General features: G+C 65.9%; 15 protein-coding genes. 4 read left to right on the top strand and 11 right to left on the bottom strand.

Annotation, left to right across the window (positions count from 1 at the left end; all coding sequences use genetic code 11):
- Nucleotides 1–28: 28 nt before the first annotated feature.
- From QPK31_RS21130 to QPK31_RS21105, 6 genes are all read right to left on the bottom strand, one after another.
- Complete coding sequence (locus tag QPK31_RS21130) at nt 29–1,060, bottom strand: septal ring lytic transglycosylase RlpA family protein (RefSeq protein WP_290424856.1); 1,032 nt, start codon at nt 1,058–1,060, stop codon at nt 29–31.
- 18 nt (nt 1,061–1,078) lie between these two features.
- A complete protein-coding gene (rodA, locus tag QPK31_RS21125; RefSeq protein WP_290424855.1) occupies nt 1,079–2,194 on the bottom strand; it encodes a rod shape-determining protein RodA in 1,116 nt (371 codons plus the stop codon).
- 1 nt (nt 2,195) lies between these two features.
- Nucleotides 2,196–4,211: a penicillin-binding protein 2 gene (gene mrdA / locus QPK31_RS21120; RefSeq protein WP_290424854.1), complete on the bottom strand. Its 2,016-nt coding sequence runs from the start codon at nt 4,209–4,211 to the stop codon at nt 2,196–2,198.
- A gap of 10 nt (nt 4,212–4,221) precedes the next feature.
- Nucleotides 4,222–4,740: a rod shape-determining protein MreD gene (gene mreD / locus QPK31_RS21115; RefSeq protein ID WP_290424853.1), complete on the bottom strand. Its 519-nt coding sequence runs from the start codon at nt 4,738–4,740 to the stop codon at nt 4,222–4,224.
- Nucleotides 4,741–5,976: a rod shape-determining protein MreC gene (mreC, locus tag QPK31_RS21110; protein WP_290424852.1), complete on the bottom strand. Its 1,236-nt coding sequence runs from the start codon at nt 5,974–5,976 to the stop codon at nt 4,741–4,743.
- 115 nt (nt 5,977–6,091) lie between these two features.
- Entirely contained in the window at nt 6,092–7,135 is a 1,044-nt protein-coding gene (locus QPK31_RS21105) for a rod shape-determining protein (RefSeq protein WP_056338938.1), read from the bottom strand.
- 321 nt (nt 7,136–7,456) lie between these two features.
- Here QPK31_RS21105 and gatC point away from each other — a divergent pair, with 321 nt between their 5' ends.
- From gatC to gatB, 3 genes are all read left to right on the top strand, one after another.
- Nucleotides 7,457–7,756: an Asp-tRNA(Asn)/Glu-tRNA(Gln) amidotransferase subunit GatC gene (gene gatC, locus QPK31_RS21100; protein ID WP_290424851.1), complete on the top strand. Its 300-nt coding sequence runs from the start codon at nt 7,457–7,459 to the stop codon at nt 7,754–7,756.
- Nucleotides 7,757–7,795: 39 nt separating this feature from the next.
- Complete coding sequence (gene gatA / locus QPK31_RS21095; protein ID WP_290424850.1) at nt 7,796–9,271, top strand: Asp-tRNA(Asn)/Glu-tRNA(Gln) amidotransferase subunit GatA; 1,476 nt, start codon at nt 7,796–7,798, stop codon at nt 9,269–9,271.
- Nucleotides 9,272–9,355: 84 nt separating this feature from the next.
- A complete protein-coding gene (gene gatB / locus QPK31_RS21090) occupies nt 9,356–10,834 on the top strand; it encodes an Asp-tRNA(Asn)/Glu-tRNA(Gln) amidotransferase subunit GatB (protein WP_290424981.1) in 1,479 nt (492 codons plus the stop codon).
- A gap of 72 nt (nt 10,835–10,906) precedes the next feature.
- Here gatB and QPK31_RS21085 read toward each other — a convergent pair whose 3' ends face one another.
- From QPK31_RS21085 to QPK31_RS21070, 4 genes are all read right to left on the bottom strand, one after another.
- A complete protein-coding gene (locus QPK31_RS21085; RefSeq protein WP_290424849.1) occupies nt 10,907–11,452 on the bottom strand; it encodes a hypothetical protein in 546 nt (181 codons plus the stop codon).
- A gap of 24 nt (nt 11,453–11,476) precedes the next feature.
- The gene (locus tag QPK31_RS21080; RefSeq protein ID WP_290424848.1) at nt 11,477–11,917 is read right to left on the bottom strand and encodes a hypothetical protein; all 441 of its coding nucleotides are present in this window, start codon (nt 11,915–11,917) and stop codon (nt 11,477–11,479) included.
- 219 nt (nt 11,918–12,136) lie between these two features.
- Nucleotides 12,137–12,799, bottom strand: coding sequence for an orotate phosphoribosyltransferase (gene pyrE / locus QPK31_RS21075; RefSeq protein WP_290424847.1), 663 nt, complete (start codon nt 12,797–12,799; stop codon nt 12,137–12,139).
- 153 nt (nt 12,800–12,952) lie between these two features.
- On the bottom strand, nt 12,953–15,487 hold the full coding sequence (locus QPK31_RS21070; RefSeq protein ID WP_290424846.1) for an ATP-binding protein: 2,535 nt from the start codon (nt 15,485–15,487) through the stop codon (nt 12,953–12,955).
- Nucleotides 15,488–15,661: 174 nt separating this feature from the next.
- Between QPK31_RS21070 and QPK31_RS21065 the strand changes: the two genes are divergently transcribed.
- Nucleotides 15,662–16,432, top strand: a complete 771-nt coding sequence (locus QPK31_RS21065; RefSeq protein ID WP_290424845.1) for an exodeoxyribonuclease III — start codon at nt 15,662–15,664, stop codon at nt 16,430–16,432.
- A 119-nt stretch (nt 16,433–16,551) separates the two neighbouring features.
- Here QPK31_RS21065 and QPK31_RS21060 read toward each other — a convergent pair whose 3' ends face one another.
- The gene (locus QPK31_RS21060) at nt 16,552–17,475 is read right to left on the bottom strand and encodes a pseudouridine synthase (RefSeq protein ID WP_290424844.1); all 924 of its coding nucleotides are present in this window, start codon (nt 17,473–17,475) and stop codon (nt 16,552–16,554) included.
- Between the last annotated feature and the right edge of the window lie 3 nt (nt 17,476–17,478).

The raw sequence follows: 17,478 nt of genomic DNA, 5'->3' as shown, positions 1-17,478 counted from the left end.
CCTCCCCCCCCCCCCCCGCCCCTATCCTTTACCGCTTCACCACGATCGGCTTGATCCCGAGACCCGACGGCAAGCCGCGCGCCGCTTCCTGCGCCGCCGCGCGGCTCTCGAACGGCCCGCCATACAACCGGTTCACCGACCCGCTCGGCACCACTTCGATGTCGCCCAGCGCCAGCCCGGCGTCGGCCAGCAGGCGGCCCATTTCCTGGGCCTTGTCGGCCTGGCTGAAGGACCCGAGCTGCAGGTAGAACTGGCCGGAGGCCTTGCCCGCCTTGGCTGCTGCCGCCACCGCCGGCAAGGCCTGCGCCACGGCCGCGCTGTCGGACTGCATGCGGTCTTCCAGCATCAGCGCCGCAATCTCCGGCGGCACATCGGCAGCGGGCACGGCGGCCTGCGCCGCCGAAGTGGCGGCGCGCCGTTCCGACGCCAGGCGAATCTCGTCGCCCGGGAACAGGCGCTCGATCTCGACTTCGTGGCTGCCCTTGCCCAGCAGGCCCAGTTTCAGCGCGGCGGTGTAGGACACGTCGACCACGCGGCTGGCGTGGAAAGGCCCGCGGTCGTTGATGCGCACCACCACCGAGCGGCCGGTGGCCACGTGGGTGATGCGCGCGTAGGAAGGAATCGGCAGCGTCGGGTGGGCCGCCGTCATCTTGTACATGTCGTAGGGTTCGCCCGAGGAGGTCTTCTGGCCGTGGAACTTCACGCCATACCAGCTGGCCACGCCCTTCTGGACGAAGGGCTCCTCGTTCAGGAGCGGGGTATAGCTCTGGCCGAACACGGAATACGGCCGGTTCGCCCACTTGGCGTAGGGCTCGGCCTTGACCACGGCGTCGGGGGTGAATTCCAGGCCGTCCGGGATGTCGGTACCGGGGCCGTCGTCCTTGTAGTAGCCGCCGCGGCCGGAGTTGGCCGGCGGCAGCTTGGGGTTGATCGCCCCCGGCTTGGTGACCTTGTGCTTCCACGGTAACGGGACCAGAGTCTTGTTTCCCTCGGTCGTCCCGCAGCCGGTCATCAACGCTGCCAACGCGATGACCACTGGGAGAGATCTCTGAGCGGTCATGCGCGCCATTCTTTCTCCTTAGGTCTGCACCAGCTTGCGGTGCCTTTGTATGCTCATCAATATACCAGCGCCGAGCCCCAGGGTAATGAACGCCGTTCCGCCATAGCTCATGAAAGGCAGCGGAACCCCGACCACGGGCAGGATCCCGCTCACCATGCCCATGTTCACAAAGGCATACGTAAAGAAGATCATCGTGATCGCGCCGGCCAGCAGCCGGGAGAACAAATTCGGGGCGTTGGCCGCAATCATCATGCCGCGGCCGATCAGCAGCAGGTAAATTACCAAAAGAAATAGGTTGCCGACAAGTCCAAATTCTTCCGAATAGACCGAGAACAGGAAATCGGTAGTTTGTTCCGGCACGAATTCGAGCTGGCCCTGGGTGCCCTGGTGGTAGCCCTTGCCGGTCATGCCGCCGGAGCCGATCGCGATCACCGACTGGATGATGTGGAAGCCCTTGCCGAGCGGGTCCGAGGTCGGGTCGATCAGCGTCATCACCCGCTCGCGCTGGTAATCGTGCAGCATCGACCAGGCCACCGGCAAACTGGCCGCGCCCGCCAGCGCGAGGCCGACCAGCATCTTCCAGGACAGTCCGGCCAGGAAGATCACGTAGAAACCGGAGGCGCCGACCAGCAGCGCCGTGCCGAGGTCGGGCTGGCGCGCGATCAGCGTGAACGGAATGATCAGCAGTACCGCCGCCACGACGAAGGACTTCCAGTCGCCCAGCCTGGCCCTTTGCTGGAAATACCAGGCGATCATCAAGGGCGTGGCGATCTTCATGATCTCCGACGGCTGGATGTCCACGCCCACGTGCAGCCAGCGCCGCGAACCCTTCTTGATGATGCCGAACACCGCCACCGCGACCAGCAGCGCCACGCCGAAGGTGTACACCGGCACGGCCAGGCGCATCAACGTCTGCGGCGGCACCAGGGCCGCCATCCACATGACGACGAAGGCGAGCAGGAAGTTGCGCATCTGCGCCTCGACCCGGCCCGGGAATTCGTGGCCGGCCGAGGACATGGTGATCACGCTGGTGGTGAGCAGCATGAACAGCACGAGCGCCAGCGGCCAGTCGAAGACGGTGAAATACGGTTTCAGGCGGCGGCTCAGCGAGCGCCGCTCGGGATAATAGGCCATGTCATTCCTTGATGGTGGCGGCCGCTGCCGGCGCGGCGGCGATCACGGCCGGCCTGGCCGGCGCTGCTGCCGGCGCGCTTGCCGGCGCCGCTGCCGGCTTGGCCGCAGCCGTCACCGGAGCGCCGGCCGCCGGTGCGCCGGCCGGCGGCGCAGGCGGCGTCGGGCGCTTGCCGAGCAAATAGTAGTCGAGCGCCTTGCGCGCGATCGGCGCCGCCGAGGCCGCGCCGAAGCCGGCGTTCTCGACCACCAGGGCGATCGCGATCTTCGGCTGGTCGGCCGGCGCAAATGCCGTGTACAGCGCGTTGTCGCGGTGCCGTTCGTCGATGGCGTGGGCGTTGTACTTGCCGCCCTTCAGGCCGATCACCTGCGCGGTGCCGGTCTTGCCGCCCGAGATATAGCCGGCATTCGCGAATGCGCGGCGGCCGGTGCCGTAGGATTCCTGGGTCACGCCGACCATGGCGCGCTTGATGAAGTCGATGTTTTCCTGCTTCAGCGGGATGCGCCGGCTTTCCTTCGGCGTGGTCAGCGTGCGCTCGCGCGTGGCACCGTCCTCGATCAGTTTCACCAGGTGCGGTTTCATCACGACGCCGTTGTTGGCCAGGTTGGCCACCGCGTGCGCCAGCTGGATCATGGTGTAGTTGTTGAAGCCCTGGCCGATCGAGATCGAGATGGTGTCGCCGCCGACCCACTTCTGGGCCGCGCGGCTGCGCTTGAAGCGGTCCGCCTTCCATTCCTTCGAGGGCAGCACGCCTTTCTTCTCGTGCTCCAGGTCGATCCCGGTGGGCGCGCCGAAGCCGAACGGCGCCATGAACCTGGAGATGTTATCGATGCCCATCTCGTTGCCGAGCTGGTAGTAATAGGTATCGCAGGACTCGACGATCGAGCGGTACATGTCCACATACCCGTGGCCGCCCGGCTTGTCGTCGTTGAAGCGGTGCCCGCCGAGCATGAAGAAGCCGGCGTCGCGGATGCCCTGCTCCGGGCGGCGGAAACCGAGTTCCAGCGCGGCCAGCGACATGAAGGGCTTGAAGGTCGAGCCGGGCGGATAGGTGCCCGACAGCGGGCGGTTCATCAGCGGCCGGTCGAGCGAGGTATTCAGCTCGTTCCAGCTCTGGCTGTCGATGCCGTCGACGAACAGGTTGGGGTCGAAGCCCGGGCGCGAGACATAGGCCAGCACGTCGCCGGTTTCCGGTTCGATGGCGACAAAGGCGCCGCGCTGGTCGCCGAAGGCCTCCTCGACCACCTTTTGCAGCTCGATGTCGATCGAGAGGATCAGGTTCGAGCCCGGCACCGGCGGGCGGCGCGACAGCGTGCGGATCGCGCGGCCGCCGGCCGAACGCTCGACTTCCTCGTAGCCGGTGGTGCCGTGCAGGTAGCGCTCGTACTTCTTCTCCAGACCTTCCTTGCCGATGTGGTCGGTGCCGTTGTAGTTGGCGGCGTCGTCGCCCTCTTCCAGTTCCGCCGCTTCCTTGGCGTTGATGCGGCCGATGTAGCCGACCACGTGCGAGGCGACTTCGCCCAGCGGGTACTGGCGGAACAGGCGCGCCTGCACCTCGACACCGGGGAAGCGGAAACGCTGGGCGGTGAAGCGCGCCACCTCGTCGTCGGTCAGGCGGGTGCGCAGCGGCACGCTGGCAAAGCTGCGCGACTCTTCCAGCAGGCGCCTGAAGCGCTTGCGGTCCTTGGGTTCGATGCTGACGACCTTGGCCAGCTCGTCGATCACAGAGTCCAGGCTGGCCTGCAGTTTCGAGGGCGTGATCTCGAGCGTGTAGGCCGAATAGTTCTGCGCCAGGACCACGCCGTTGCGGTCGACGATCAGGCCGCGGTTCGGCACGATCGGCACCAGCGCGATGCGGTTGTCCTCGGCCTGGGCCATGTAGCGGTCATGGTGGATCACCTGCAGCCAGACCAGGCGCGCTACCAGCAGGCCGAAGCAGACGAACACCAGCACCGCCAGCGCGGTCATGCGCATGCGGAACTGGTGGATCTCGCGGTCGCTATCTTTGATTTCAGTCATCTAGCCAAACTCAGATCGGGCGGGTATGGTCCCGGTCGACGGCGCGGCGCTGCGGCGCCAGCAGCAGCCAGGAGATCACCGGCCACAGGGCCACGGCCACGGCGCTTTCGACGAAGTGCAGCCAGCCGCCGAAGCGGCCGGTGGCGAACACGTGCACCAGCGACTGGATCGCCTGGGCCAGCAGCAGCAGCGGGAATACGTGCAGGGCCTGGGTCAGCACCGGGAACCACAGCACGCGGCGGTGGATCATGATCGCCACGTAGGACAGCAGCGTGTAGGCCAGCGCGTTTTCGCCCAGCAGCGAGGCATCGTGGACGTCCATCAGGAGGCCCATGCAGAAGGCGACGCCGATGCCGACCTTGCGCGGCTGGTGGATGCCCCAGAAGACCAGCACCAGCGCCACGAAATCGGGCGCGCCGATCCAGCTGCCCCAGGGCAGCAGGTTGAGCATGAAGGCGCAGGTCAGGCTGAAGGCGATGAACAGCGGGCTGACCGGCAGCAGGATGTAATGGGGACGGTTGGCTGGCATTTACGCGCCCTCCTTCTGGGTGGCCGGCTGGGCTGGCCGGTTGACGGCGGGTGCGGCGCCGGAGCGGGCCGCGCCCTGCGCTGCGGGCGCAGTGGCCGGCGCAGTGGCCGGTGCCCTGGCTGGCGCCGTGGCCGGACGCTGGGCCGCCCCAGGCGCCGTTGCGGCGGGGCGCCCGGCCGCGCCGGCGGCCGGCGCCGTGCCCGTATTACCCGCGTTCGGCGTGGCGACGCCCGGCACCTGCGGCAGGCCTGCCGTTGCGTTCGGATTGGCCGCCGCCGGCGCCTGGGCCGGCAGCGGGGTGGCGGGCAGCGGCGGCAGCGGCACCGGGTCCATCTTCGGCAGGTTGCGGCGCGCCCCGCCCTGGGCCGGCACGTGCGGCACGTCGGCCGGGCGCGGCTCGCGCGCGGCCTGCGACATCACGATCAGCAGCTGGCGGTTGCGGTCGATGCCGGCCAGCGGCTGGCAGACCACGCGCCCGAAGGCGCCGGCCGCCACGCTTTCCACCTGCACCACCTTGGCCACGGCCAGGCCGGCCGGATACATGCCGTCCAGGCCCGAGGTGATCAACACGTCGCCAACCTGGATATCGGCGTTCGGCGCCACGAAGCGCAAATCGAGCATGCCGGAGTGGCCGCGGCCATAGGCCACGCTGCGCAGGCCCGAGCGCAGCACCTGCACGGGAATCGCCTGGTCCTTGTCGGTCAGGAGCGTGACTTCGGACGTGAACGGGAAAACGCGGGTGACCTGGCCGACCACCCCAAGGTTGTCGATCACCGGCAGGCCGAGCTGCACGCCGTTGCGCGTGCCGCGGTCGAGCACGATGCGGCGCGTCGACGGGTCGCGTGCGTCGTACAGGATCTCGCCCATCATGGCTTGCACCGGCAGGTGTTCCTTCGCATCGAGCAGGCGCCGCAAATGGGCGTTCTCGGCCATCTGGAGCTGGGCCTGCTGCATGGCCTGGGCCTGGGCCACCTGCTGACTCTTGAGCGCCACGACTTCCTTTTGCAGGCTGGCGATCGAGGAAAAATAATCGCCCATGCCGTACAGGGCGTCGCGCGGCATCAGCGCGGCCATCTGCAGCGGGTAGAGCACGGTGGCGGCCACCTGGCGCGCGGCGCCGAGCAGGTGCATGCGCGCATCGACCACCAGCAGCACGATCGACAACAGCGCGAACACGGTGACCTTGACCCGCGCGGGAGCGCCTTGTTTGAAAAGCGGCGGAGGACTGTATTCCATGACTTTCGATTAAGACGGGCCGGGCCCGGATAGCCGCGTGGGCAGGCGCCCGACTGTTACGCCGTCCGCCTGCCCACGCGTGCTGTTGACCACTTTCGCGGCCGCTGCGGTTGCCTTACTCGTACGAGAAGATCGAACCCAGCTTGTCGTTGTGCTCCAGCGCCATGCCCGAGCCGCGCACCACGCAGGTCAGCGGGTCTTCGGCCACCAGCACCGGCAGGCCGGTCTCTTCCATCAGCAGGCGGTCGAGGTCGCGCAGCAGCGCGCCGCCGCCGGTCAGCATCATGCCCTTCTCGGCGATGTCGGCGCCCAGTTCCGGCGGGGTCTGTTCGAGCGCGTTCTTGACGGCCGAGACGATGTTGTTCAGCGGGTCGGTCAGCGCTTCCAGGATCTCGTTCGACGAAATCGTGAAGGCACGCGGGATGCCTTCGGACAGGTTGCGGCCCTTGACTTCCATTTCCTTGACTTCCGAGCCCGGGAAGGCCGAACCGATGGCCTTCTTGATCGCCTCGGCGGTCTGTTCGCCGATCAGCATGCCGTAGTTGCGGCGGATGTAGTTGACGATGGCTTCGTCGAACTTGTCGCCGCCCACGCGCACCGAACCTTTATACACCATGCCGCCCAGCGAGATGATGCCCACTTCGGTGGTGCCGCCGCCGATGTCGACCACCATCGAGCCGGTGGCGTCCGAGACCGGCAGGCCGGCGCCGATCGCGGCGGCCATCGGCTCTTCGATCAGGTAGACCTGCGAGGCGCCGGCGCCGAGCGCCGATTCGCGGATCGCGCGGCGCTCGACCTGGGTCGAACCGCAAGGCACGCAGATGATGATGCGCGGCGACGGGCGGAAGAACTTCGAATCGTGCACCATGCGGATGAACTGCTTGAGCATCTCTTCGGTGACGGTGAAGTCGGCGATGACGCCGTCCTTCATCGGGCGGATCGCTTCGATGTTGCCCGGCACCTTGCCCAGCATCTGCTTGGCCTTCTTGCCGACCGCCTGGATCGTTTTCTTGCCGTTCGGGCCGCCCTGCTGGCGGATCGCCACGACCGACGGTTCGTCCAGCACGATGCCCTGGCCGCGCACATAGATCAGCGTATTGGCGGTGCCCAGGTCGATGGCCAGGTCGTTCGAGAAGTAACTGCGTAAAGAACCAAACATGTGTGTCCTGATGCGCGTTAACCGCGCCTAACAATTAATCGGGAGTGTTCTTGCCGCGTCGGCCCTGCCAGCGCCCGGCGGTCTTGGTATACGCGTTGGGCCGCGCTCATTCGGCGCCGACCACGCATTAGCCCGCCATTCTACCTTATAATTTACCGATTAAACGCTGAAAACAGGTGGTTTTACCCCCTGGTTCCCGAAGCGAGATCGACGGTATTAGCAAGGTTTTATCGACCGTAGCACGCTGTTCAACATCGCGTGCCGCCATATCGTTATTCGCCCAACCACACTTTGAACGCGGCCCCGGCCGCGCCCTTTGCCATGTCCCTGACTCTTTCAGACGTAAAACGGATCGCCAATCTGGCCCAGCTCGATATGGACGATGCCCACGCCGAGACCGCGCTGTCCGAGCTGAACGGCATCTTCGCCCTGGCCGAACAGATGCAGGCGGTCGACACCACCGGCGTCGCGCCGCTGGCCCACCCGCTGGCCGCCATCCTGGCCCTGCCGCTGCGCCTGCGCGAAGACGTGGTCACGGAAGACAACCGCCGCGACGCCTACCAGGCGCCGGCCCCGAAGGCCCAGGACGGCTTGTACCTGGTGCCGAAGGTGATCGAGTAATCCGGCATTCCCTTCCGCTTCCACGAACAGAACACGCATATGCATAACAAGACTATCAAAGAGCTGTCGGCGCTGCTGCACGCGAAGCAGATCTCGAGCACCGAGCTGACCCGCCACTACCTGTCGCGCATCGAGGCAAGCGGGCACAACGCCTTCCTGCACATCGATCCGGAGCTGTCGCTGGCCCAGGCCGCCGCCGCCGACGTGCGCCTCGCCGAAGGCACGGCCGGCCCGCTGACCGGCGTGCCGATCGCCCACAAGGATATCTTCGTCACGCGCGGCTGGCGCACGACTGCCGGCTCGAAGATGCTGGCCAACTACGTCAGCCCCTTCGACGCCACCGTGGTCGAGCGCTTCAACAATGCCGGCATGGTCACGCTGGGCAAGGTGAACCTCGACGAATTCGCGATGGGCTCGTCGAACGAGAACTCGGCCTTCTCCCCGGTGAAGAACCCCTGGGACGGGAACGCGGTGCCGGGCGGCTCCTCGGGCGGCTCGGCCGCCGCGATCGCCGCGCGCCTGGCGCCGGCCGCGACCGCCACCGACACCGGCGGCTCGATCCGCCAGCCGGCCGCCTTCTGCGGCGTCACCGGCATCAAGCCGACCTACGGCCGCGTGTCGCGCTTCGGCATGATCGCCTTTGCTTCCTCGCTCGACCAGGGCGGCCCGATCGCCCAGACCGCCGAAGACTGCGCCCTGCTGCTGAACGACATGGTCGGCCACGACGTGCGCGACTCGACCAGTCTCACGCCCGAGCAAGGCAACCTGCACGAGGACTTCACGCGCGAACTGAACCAGCCGCTCACCGGCCTGCGCATCGGCGTGCCGAGCGAATACTTCGGCGAAGGCCTGGCCTCGGATGTGGAACAGGCTGTCCGCGCGGCCCTCGAACAGTTCGTCAAGCTGGGCGCGACCCTGGTCGACATCTCGCTGCCGAAGACGTCGCTGTCGATCCCGACCTACTACATCATCGCCCCGGCCGAGGCTTCGTCGAACCTGTCGCGCTTCGACGGCGTGCGCTACGGCCACCGCGCCAGCGAGTACAAGGATCTGCAGGACATGTACAAGAAAACGCGCGCCGAAGGCTTCGGCCGCGAAGTCCAGCGCCGCATCATGGTCGGCACCTATGTGCTCTGCCACGGCTACTACGACGCCTACTACGTCCAGGCGCAAAAGATCCGCCGCCTGATCGCCGACGACTTCCAGGCCGCCTTGCTTGAGAAGTGCGACGTGATCATGGGCCCGGTGGCGCCGACGGTGGCCTGGGACCTGGGCGACAAGACCAACGACCCGGTCGCCAACTACCTGGCCGACATCTACACGCTGTCGACCAGCCTGGCCGGCCTGCCGGGCATGTCGATCCCTTGCGGTTTCGGCAGCGGCGAAAAGAACGCCAAGCGCCCGGTCGGCCTGCAAATCATCGGCAACTACTTTGCCGAAGCCAAGCTGCTGAACATCGCGCACCAGTACCAGCAAGTCACCGACTGGCACCAACGCGCCCCCGAAGGCGTCTAACGGACAACCGATACGTGCCGCTGCGGCATCGCGTAGGGTGGACGGCTCCGCCGTCCACGCGTTCAACCGGCACTGGCACAACGAATACAAAGAGAGAACACCATGCAATGGGAAGTCGTCATCGGTCTTGAGAACCACGTCCAGCTCACGACCAACTCGAAAATCTTCAGCGGCAGCGCGATCCAGTTCGGCGCCGAGCCGAACACGCAGGCCAGTCCCGTGGACCTGGCCCTGCCGGGCGTGCTGCCCGTGATGAACAAGGGCGCCGTCGAACGCGCCATCCGCTTCGGCCTGGCGGTCGGCGCGAAGATCGCGCCGCACTCGGTCTTCGCGCGCAAGAACTACTTCTACCCCGACCTGCCGAAGGGCTACCAGATCAGCCAGTTCGAGGACCCGGTGGTCCAGGGCGGCACGATCACCTTCGGCTACGAGAAGGATGGCAAGCTGGAGACGAAGACCGTCAACCTGACCCGCGCCCACCTGGAAGAAGACGCCGGCAAGTCGCTGCACGAAGACTACGCCGGCATGACCGGCATCGACCTGAACCGCGCCGGCACGCCGCTGCTGGAAATCGTCTCCGAGCCGGAAATGCGCAGCGCCGCCGAAGCCGTCGCCTACGCGAAAGCCCTGCACGGCCTGGTGATGTGGCTGGGCGTTTGCGACGGCAACATGCAGGAAGGTTCCTTCCGCTGCGACGTCAACGTCTCCGTGCGTCCCGTCGGCCAGAAGGAATTCGGCACCCGCTGCGAGATCAAGAACCTGAACTCCTTCCGCTTCATGGAAGAGGCGATCCACTACGAGGTGCGGCGCCAGATCGAGCTGATCGAAGACGGCGGCAAGGTCCAGCAGGCCACCCGCCTGTGGGACCCGGACAAGAAGGAAACCCGCGCCATGCGCTCGAAGGAAGATGCGCAGGATTACCGCTACTTCCCCGATCCGGACCTGCCGCCTTTGACCATCTCGGAAGACTGGATCGAGCGCGTCCGCGCCGACATGCCGGAACTGCCGGCCGCGATGCGCGCACGCTTCACCGGCGACTACGGCCTGCCGGAATACGACGCCCTGATCCTGACCGCCTCGCAGGGCATGGCCAACTACTACGAAGCCGTGGTGGCGAAAGCCGGCAAGGAAAACGCCAAGGTCATCGCCAACTGGATGATGGGCGACGTGGCGTCGACGCTGAACCGCGAAGGCGTCGAGATCACCGCTTCGCCGGTGGAAGCCTCGCAGCTGGCCCTGCTGGTCAAGCGCATCGCCGACGGCACCATCTCGAACAAGGCGGCCAAGGAAGTGTTCGCGGCGATGTGGGAAGCCAAGTCGACCGACGAGCACCTGGCCGACACCGTGATCGAGCAAAAGGGTTTGAAGCAGATCTCCGACACGGGCGCGCTGGAAGCCATCGTCGACGAAGTGCTGGCGGCGAATGCCAAGTCGGTCGAGCAGTACCGCGCCGGCAAGGAAGCGGCGATCAATGCGCTGATCGGCCAGGCCATGAAGGCCTCGAAGGGCAAGGCGAATCCGGCCCAGGTGACCGAGCTGCTGAAGAAGAAGCTGGCGGGTTGAGGCTTTTCTTGAACGCATAAAAAAAACCGGAGCATGCTCCGGTTTTTTTTTCGTCTGGCAGATGTCAGGCCATCAGAACGCTGCCGCGCCGATCCGCTCGACACCTTGCGCGATGTTCTTCTTGATCGCACCGGCAATCGACATCTTCACGCGCTCGGCGCCGACAAAGGCTTCGCCGCCGCCGGTGGTGTGCTCGGTGTTGATCGACTGCTGCCACACCACGGCGCCGGTATCGGCACGCTTCAGGGTCCAGCCCATTTCGACCTTCGAGGTCATCGAGATGCCAAAGGCCGGCGAATTCACGCTGAATACCTGCACCGTCAGCTGGTAGTCGCCGCCATTGCCCTTGACCTCGGCAAATGCCCTGGAAGCGGTGATGGCATTGCTGACCGCCGTGCGCAGCTCGGCCATGTCGGCCGCGGCTGCGGCTGCGTCGGCATTCGGCGCCGGCAGCGCCGTCACGGTGACCGAGCCGGCATGCTGCTTGGCGACGGCGACCGGCGCCGGCGTCAGTTCCTGGTTGGTGATCTGGGAAGCGCAACCGGTCAGGGTGGCGACGGCCACGACAGCCGGCAGCAGGAAGACACGGCGTACCAGGCTAAGCATATTCTTGTTCATATTCGACCTTGTAAAGTGGGTGGTTTATTTCTTCGGCGATGCCTGGATATTCGTGAGGACTTCCTCGACCATTTCTTCCGGCGATTTGCGGGTCAGCGAGGTGTGCAGGGAATTACCGGTGGCGATCGGGAAATTCGTTTTCGGATCGCGGAAATTCACCGTCAATTCGATCATGTACATCGTGATATCCCACATCCATTTATCGACATAGGTCACCGACATATCCGTGGCATATGGCGCCGGCATTTCCGGGCCGGTGGTCACGACATAACCCTGCTTTTCGAGCTTGGTCTTGATGAGTTGATTGACGTTGTTCTTGTCCTTGTCGTGCTTGACCACATAGGCGGTCTTGACTTTCGACAGGTCCGCGCCCGGGCTCAGGCTGGCGGTGGCGCGGTTGACGGCGCAGCCGCTGGTCAAGACCATGGCGCCGACGATGGCCATGAATGGAAGGATCCGCTTCATTGTTGAAAACATGTTTTTCTCTCGAATAGGAGCCCGGTGGCCGGGCGATTGTTGTCGTCGTCGCCGTTAATAACAGGACAACAATCAATTATATTCGTTGAGCAACACTTTTTATCATTCATCGGAATAATATTTTCTCAATGTAAATAAGCAAAAAAAAAGGGACGTGCATAAAGCCGTCCCTCCTGTTTACTGCCCAGTTACCGATAAAGCAGTGCTTCAGACTCCGTAACGCGTGCGGTAGGCCGCCACAGCGTCCTTGTGCGCGCCGAGCTCAAGCCCCGCCGCTTCGTTCGACAGGTAGCTGAACAGATCGTCCAGGTTGGCGATCGAAATCACCGGAATGCCGAACTCCTGGGCCACCTGCTGTACCGCCGAGTGCTCGGACAGCGCGCCGTCCTTGCCTGAGCGCTCCATGCGGTCGAGCGCGATCAGCACGGCGGCCGGTTCGGCGCCGGCGGCGCGGATCATGTCGACCGATTCGCGCACCGAGGTGCCGGCCGAGATCACGTCGTCGACGATCACGACCTTGCCGGCCAGCCTGGCGCCGACGATGGTGCCGCCTTCGCCGTGGTCCTTGGCTTCCTTGCGGTTGTAGGCGAAGGCGGTGTTGCGGCCCTCTGCGGCCAGCGCCACGGCGGTGGCCGAGGCCAGGGTGATGCCCTTGTAGGCCGGACCGAACAGCATGTCGAATTCGACGCCCGAGGCCAGCAGGGTCTGGGCGTAGAAGCGGGCCAGGCGGCCCAGGGTGGCGCCGTCGTGGAACAGGCCGGCGTTGAAGAAATAAGGCGAGAGGCGCCCGGCCTTGGTCGTAAACTCACCGAATCGAAGGACTTCGGTCTCGACCGAAAACGCAATAAACTCCTGGCGCAGATTGCTCACGCTGTTCTCCCTGTATGCGAAAAGCGGTATTGTAATCTGTGGCGGGGGTGCTGGCTTTGGTAGCGGGCCGGGAGGCGTGGGTTGAACGCGTGGGCGGCGCATGCTTTGCGTATGCGCCGCTTTTCCGGGGGGAGCCGACCACCCTACGCAGCATCAAGGCAGGGTGGCCAGTTGCGCCACCTGTTCCGGGCCGATCGGCTTGACCAGGTGCTGCGCGAAACCGGCCTGCTCGCTGCGCAGGCGGTCGCCCTCCTGCCCGTAGCCGGACAGCGCCACCAGGCGGCAGGGGTGGGTTCCCAGCACGCTGCGCAGGCGCGTGGCCAGCTCGTAGCCGTCCATGCCCGGCAGGCCGATGTCGAGCACCGCGAGGTCGGGGCGCAGGCGCGGCGCCGCCTCCAGCGCGGCGGCCGGATCGTGGAACACCGCGACCCGGTGCCCATGCGCCGTCAACAGCTGGCCGAGCAGGTCGGCCGCATCGACGTTGTCGTCGACCACCATGATGCGCTGGCCGCCCGCCGCGGGCGCCGGCTCCTCGGCCGGCTCGGCGGCGTCGAGGGCTGCGCCGCCGCTCTTCAAGGGCAGGCAGACCACGAACTCGCTGCCCTGCCCCAGCCCGGCACTGTGGGCCTCGACTTCGCCGCCGTGCAGTTCGACGATATTGCGCACCAGCGCCAGCCCGATGCCGAGCCCGCCCTCGATGCGGTCGACGCTGCGTTTGCCCTGGAAGAACAGGCCGAACACCTGCTCCAGCATCTCCGGCGCCAGGCCGATGCCGTTGTCGGCCACGCCGATGCGCAGCCAGCCGGGATTGCCGCGGCGCGCCTGCAGCTTCACCTCGCCGCCCGGCTCGGTGTAGCGCGCGGCATTCGTCAGCAGGTTCGACACCACCTGGGCCAGGCGCATCGCATCGCCCTCCCACAGGATGCCGGGTTCGATCTCGACCGCGAGGCGGTGGCCGCGCTGGGCCAGCAAGGGGCTGGCCATCTCGACCGCCTTGTTCACTGGGACCGAGACGTCGACCTGCTCGAACTTGAGCTCGATCTGGCCGCGCGTGGCGCGCGCCACGTCGAGCAGGTCGTCGACCAGGCGCACCAGGTGCTCGACCTGGCGCTCGATGATCTCGCGCTCGCGCAACGCGGCCGATTCGCCGCGCATGCGCATCAGCTGCAGCGCGGTGACGATCGGCGACAGCGGGTTGCGCAGCTCGTGGCCGAGCATGGCCAGGAATTCGTCCTTGGTGCGGTTCGCCGCCGTCAGCTCTTCCAGCAGCCCCTCGCGCTCGGCGTGGGCGCGCTCCAGGCTGCGCCGGCTGTGCACCTGTTCGGTGACGTCGGCCGCGACCAGGATCACGCCCTGCTCGTCGCCCGCGCTGCCACTTTGGACGTCGGTCAGGGGCTCGAGGCTAAGGCGCAGGAAGCGTTCGTCGACGCCGCCGTCGGCGCGCGCCAGCATCACGCACAGTTCCTGTTCCGCCACCGGCTGGCCGCTGCGGTAAACCTGTTCGATCAACACGGCCATGGCGCTGCCCTGCCAGTGCGGGAAGGCGTCGCCAAAGGCCTGCGCCTCCAGGTCGCTGCGGCCGACCAGTTCGCAGAAGCGGCGATTGGCCAGGCGGAAGCGCAGCTGCGGCCCGGTCAGCAGCGCGGTGGCGACCGGCGCGTTGAGCAGCATGCGGTCGCGCTGGGCCAGGGCCGCGTCGCGCTGGTGGCGCTCGGTGGCGTCGCGCGTGAAGCAGCGCGTGTAGCGCAGCTGGCCATCCTCGAAGTAGCCGTTCGAATGGATCACCACGTGCTTGATCGAGCCGTCCTTGCAGCGCAGGCGCGCCGGCTGGTCGTACAGGGTGCCGCCGGTCGAGAGCGTGGTGAGGATGTGCTCGATGACGGGCGCATCGACGTGGAAGTCGGCGATGTGGCGGCCGACGTATTCTTCCCAGCTGTAGCCGAGCATTTGCAGCTCGGCGCGGTTGGCCCACAGGATGGTGCCGTCGCCGGCCACGCGGTGCAGGCCCTCGGCGGCGTTCTCGACGAAGTCGGCGAATTCCTTTTCGCGCCGGCGCAGGGTCTGCTCGGCTTCCTTGCGGCGCGCGATCTCGGCTTCGAGCTGGCGCGCGCGCTGTTCGTGGTGTACGCGCGTGGCGGCACCCCCCTCCTCGCGCACCGGCTTGTGGGTAAAGCTGTCGCCGGATGCCGCCACGTCCGTCGGTATGGCGTGGAACAGCGAAAAATGGTATTCGTCGCCGAGCGCGGTCCAGAGCTGCTCGAGGCGCATGGCGGCCTTGTAGTTGCCGCGCGCGGACAGCAGCGCCACCATCTCGGCAAACACATGCAGCGGGCCGCCGGCGGCGATCGCGCTTGTCAGCGCCGGTCCGACGGCGGCGCGGAAGCGTTGCGGGTCGGGCTGGCCATCGGCCATGAAGGCGGCCAGCGTGGCCTCGGCGTCGAGCACCACCAGGCTGCCCGGATACCAGCAGGCGCCGCCTTCGGCGCTGCCGAAACCGGCCAGGCGCCGGCGCAACTCGGCCACGTGTTCGGGAGTGGCGATCACGAGGCCGGTACCGCCGGCGCGCAGGGCCGCGTCGACAAAGTCGGCGGCTTCGTCGAGCAGGACGGCATCGTTGTCGTAGAAGTGCACGCCATGGGTGCGCTCGCCGGAAGCGCCTTGCGGCGTTTCAGCGGGAATGATCGGCAAATCGGACTCCAGTCGAACCGGAACAGAGGTGGGATGCAGCAGGATACTTCGCATGCGTAGCAGTCTAACAGATTGCCCCTGTGCATTTCCGGCACTGTAAAAACACGTTACACTATTGACCCGCATACGTTGCGGCAGCGTCACACTCCTCCGTCTTTCCTTATTTCTCTACCAATGCCACGAATTATTTCCGCCAATTTGAACGGGATCCGTTCAGCCCACAAGAAGGGTTTTTTCACCTGGCTGGCCAAGCAGGACGCCGACTTTATCTGCGTGCAGGAGCTGAAATGCCAGGAAGCCGACATGACCGAGGAGCTGTTCAAGCCGCACGGTTACCACGGCCACTTCCACTACGCCGAAAAGAAGGGTTACTCGGGCACCGGCGTGTATAGCCGCAGCGTACCCGACGCCAAGCTGATCGGCTTCGGCTGCCCGGAATTCGACGCCGAGGGCCGCTACACCCGCTGCGATTTCGGCAACCTGACCGTGATCTCGCTGTACGCGCCGTCGGGTTCGTCCTCGCCCGAGCGCCAGCTGGCCAAGTTCCGCTTCATGGAAGTCTTCCTGCCGCATCTGCAGCAGCTGAAGGCGGAAGGCCGCGAAGTCGTGATCTGCGGCGACTGGAACATCGCGCACAAGGAAATCGACCTGAAGAACTGGAAGAGCAACCAGAAGAACTCGGGCTTCCTGCCGGAAGAACGCGCCTGGATGACGCGCATCTTCGACGAACTCGGCCTGGTGGACGTGCACCGCGTGGTGGCGCCGGAAGCGGCCGACTACACGTGGTGGAGCAACCGGGGACAAGCCTGGGCGAACAACGTGGGCTGGCGCATCGACTACCATGTGGCGACGCCGGGCATCGCGTCCACGGCGCATGCGGTGTCGGTGTACAAGGACGAGCGCTTCTCGGACCACGCGCCGCTGATCATCGACTACAAGTTGTAAGTTAGCTTCAATAACGTAGGGTGGGCGCCCTGTGCCCACGCGTGACGTTCGCATGACGCATGCTTAACGCGTGGGCACGGGGCGCCCACCCTACCTATCAAACAATTCGGCCAGAAGTCTTACGCGGGCCAGTCAAGCAAGCGTTCGCTTTCGAACCTGCGCGTCTCTCCCGTCAGCGGATCCTCGAAACTGATCGCGCGCGCCAGCAGTTGCAGCGGCGCGCTGAAGTCGTCGCCCTTGCAGGGCAGCGCCACCGGATAGAAGGCGTCGTTCAGGATTGGGGCACCCAATGACGACAGATGCAGCCGCAGCTGGTGCTTGCGCCCCGTGTGCGGATGCAGGCGGTAGCGCACCACATCACCACGGCGCTCGATCATCTCCACCACCGTTTCCGAATTCGGCTCGCCGGGCACTTCTTCGCTGACAAAAAACTGCTCCGCATCCTGCATGCGGCTGCGGTAGGTGAAGGGGAACGCACGCCCCTCGATCGGTCCGGCCAGCGCTTCGTACACCTTCTTCACCACCCGCTTCTGGAACATCGACTGGTAGGTGCCGCGCGTGTCCGGGTTGTGCGAAAAGATCACCACGCCGGCCGTTTCGCGGTCGAGGCGGTGGATCGGCACCAGGTGCGGCAGTTCCAGCTGGGCTTTCAGCCGCACCAACAAGGTCTCGTGCAGGAAGCGGCCGGTCGGGATCATCGGCAGGAAGTGCGGTTTGTCGACGATGAGCAGATGCGCATCCTGGAACAGGATGCGTTCCTTGAACGGGATCGGCGTTTCAAGCTCGTCGAGCTCGCGGTAATACCAGATGCGCATGCCCTGGCGGACATGGCTGTCCGGTGCCAAAGGCTTGCCCTGCGCATCGACGACTTCGCCGCGTTGCAAACGAGCCGCCCACGATTCCACCGACACGTCCGGGAAGCGCTCGCCCAGGAAGCGCAGCATGCCGCCGGCGCGCGTTTCGGTCAGCCACAAGTAGCTGGGTGCGACGCCGTTGCGGACCGGCAGCGGCACATACGCATTGGCTTCTGCCTGGCGGCCCATGGA

This window comes from Massilia sp. YIM B02769 (assembly GCF_030411995.1).
Lineage (GTDB): Bacteria > Pseudomonadota > Gammaproteobacteria > Burkholderiales > Burkholderiaceae_D > Telluria.
The sequence above is the reverse complement of the archived record's forward strand: the minus strand, read 5'-3'. Positions and strand labels throughout refer to the sequence as shown.

Bases quoted from the DNA above. Each gene is read 5' to 3' on its own strand.
- QPK31_RS21080 (WP_290424848.1), bottom strand. From the start codon at position 11,917: ATGAAGCGGATCCTTCCATTCATGGCCATCGTCGGCGCCATGGTCTTG.
- gatA (WP_290424850.1), top strand. From the start codon at position 7,796: ATGCATAACAAGACTATCAAAGAGCTGTCGGCGCTGCTGCACGCGAAG.
- mrdA (WP_290424854.1), bottom strand. From the start codon at position 4,211: ATGACTGAAATCAAAGATAGCGACCGCGAGATCCACCAGTTCCGCATG.
- QPK31_RS21105 (WP_056338938.1), bottom strand. From the start codon at position 7,135: ATGTTTGGTTCTTTACGCAGTTACTTCTCGAACGACCTGGCCATCGAC.
- mreC (WP_290424852.1), bottom strand. From the start codon at position 5,976: ATGGAATACAGTCCTCCGCCGCTTTTCAAACAAGGCGCTCCCGCGCGG.
- gatC (WP_290424851.1), top strand. From the start codon at position 7,457: ATGTCCCTGACTCTTTCAGACGTAAAACGGATCGCCAATCTGGCCCAG.
- QPK31_RS21065 (WP_290424845.1), top strand. From the start codon at position 15,662: ATGCCACGAATTATTTCCGCCAATTTGAACGGGATCCGTTCAGCCCAC.
- QPK31_RS21130 (WP_290424856.1), bottom strand. From the start codon at position 1,060: ATGACCGCTCAGAGATCTCTCCCAGTGGTCATCGCGTTGGCAGCGTTG.
- QPK31_RS21060 (WP_290424844.1), bottom strand. From the start codon at position 17,475: ATGGGCCGCCAGGCAGAAGCCAATGCGTATGTGCCGCTGCCGGTCCGC.
- mreD (WP_290424853.1), bottom strand. From the start codon at position 4,740: ATGCCAGCCAACCGTCCCCATTACATCCTGCTGCCGGTCAGCCCGCTG.
- rodA (WP_290424855.1), bottom strand. From the start codon at position 2,194: ATGGCCTATTATCCCGAGCGGCGCTCGCTGAGCCGCCGCCTGAAACCG.
- QPK31_RS21085 (WP_290424849.1), bottom strand. From the start codon at position 11,452: ATGAACAAGAATATGCTTAGCCTGGTACGCCGTGTCTTCCTGCTGCCG.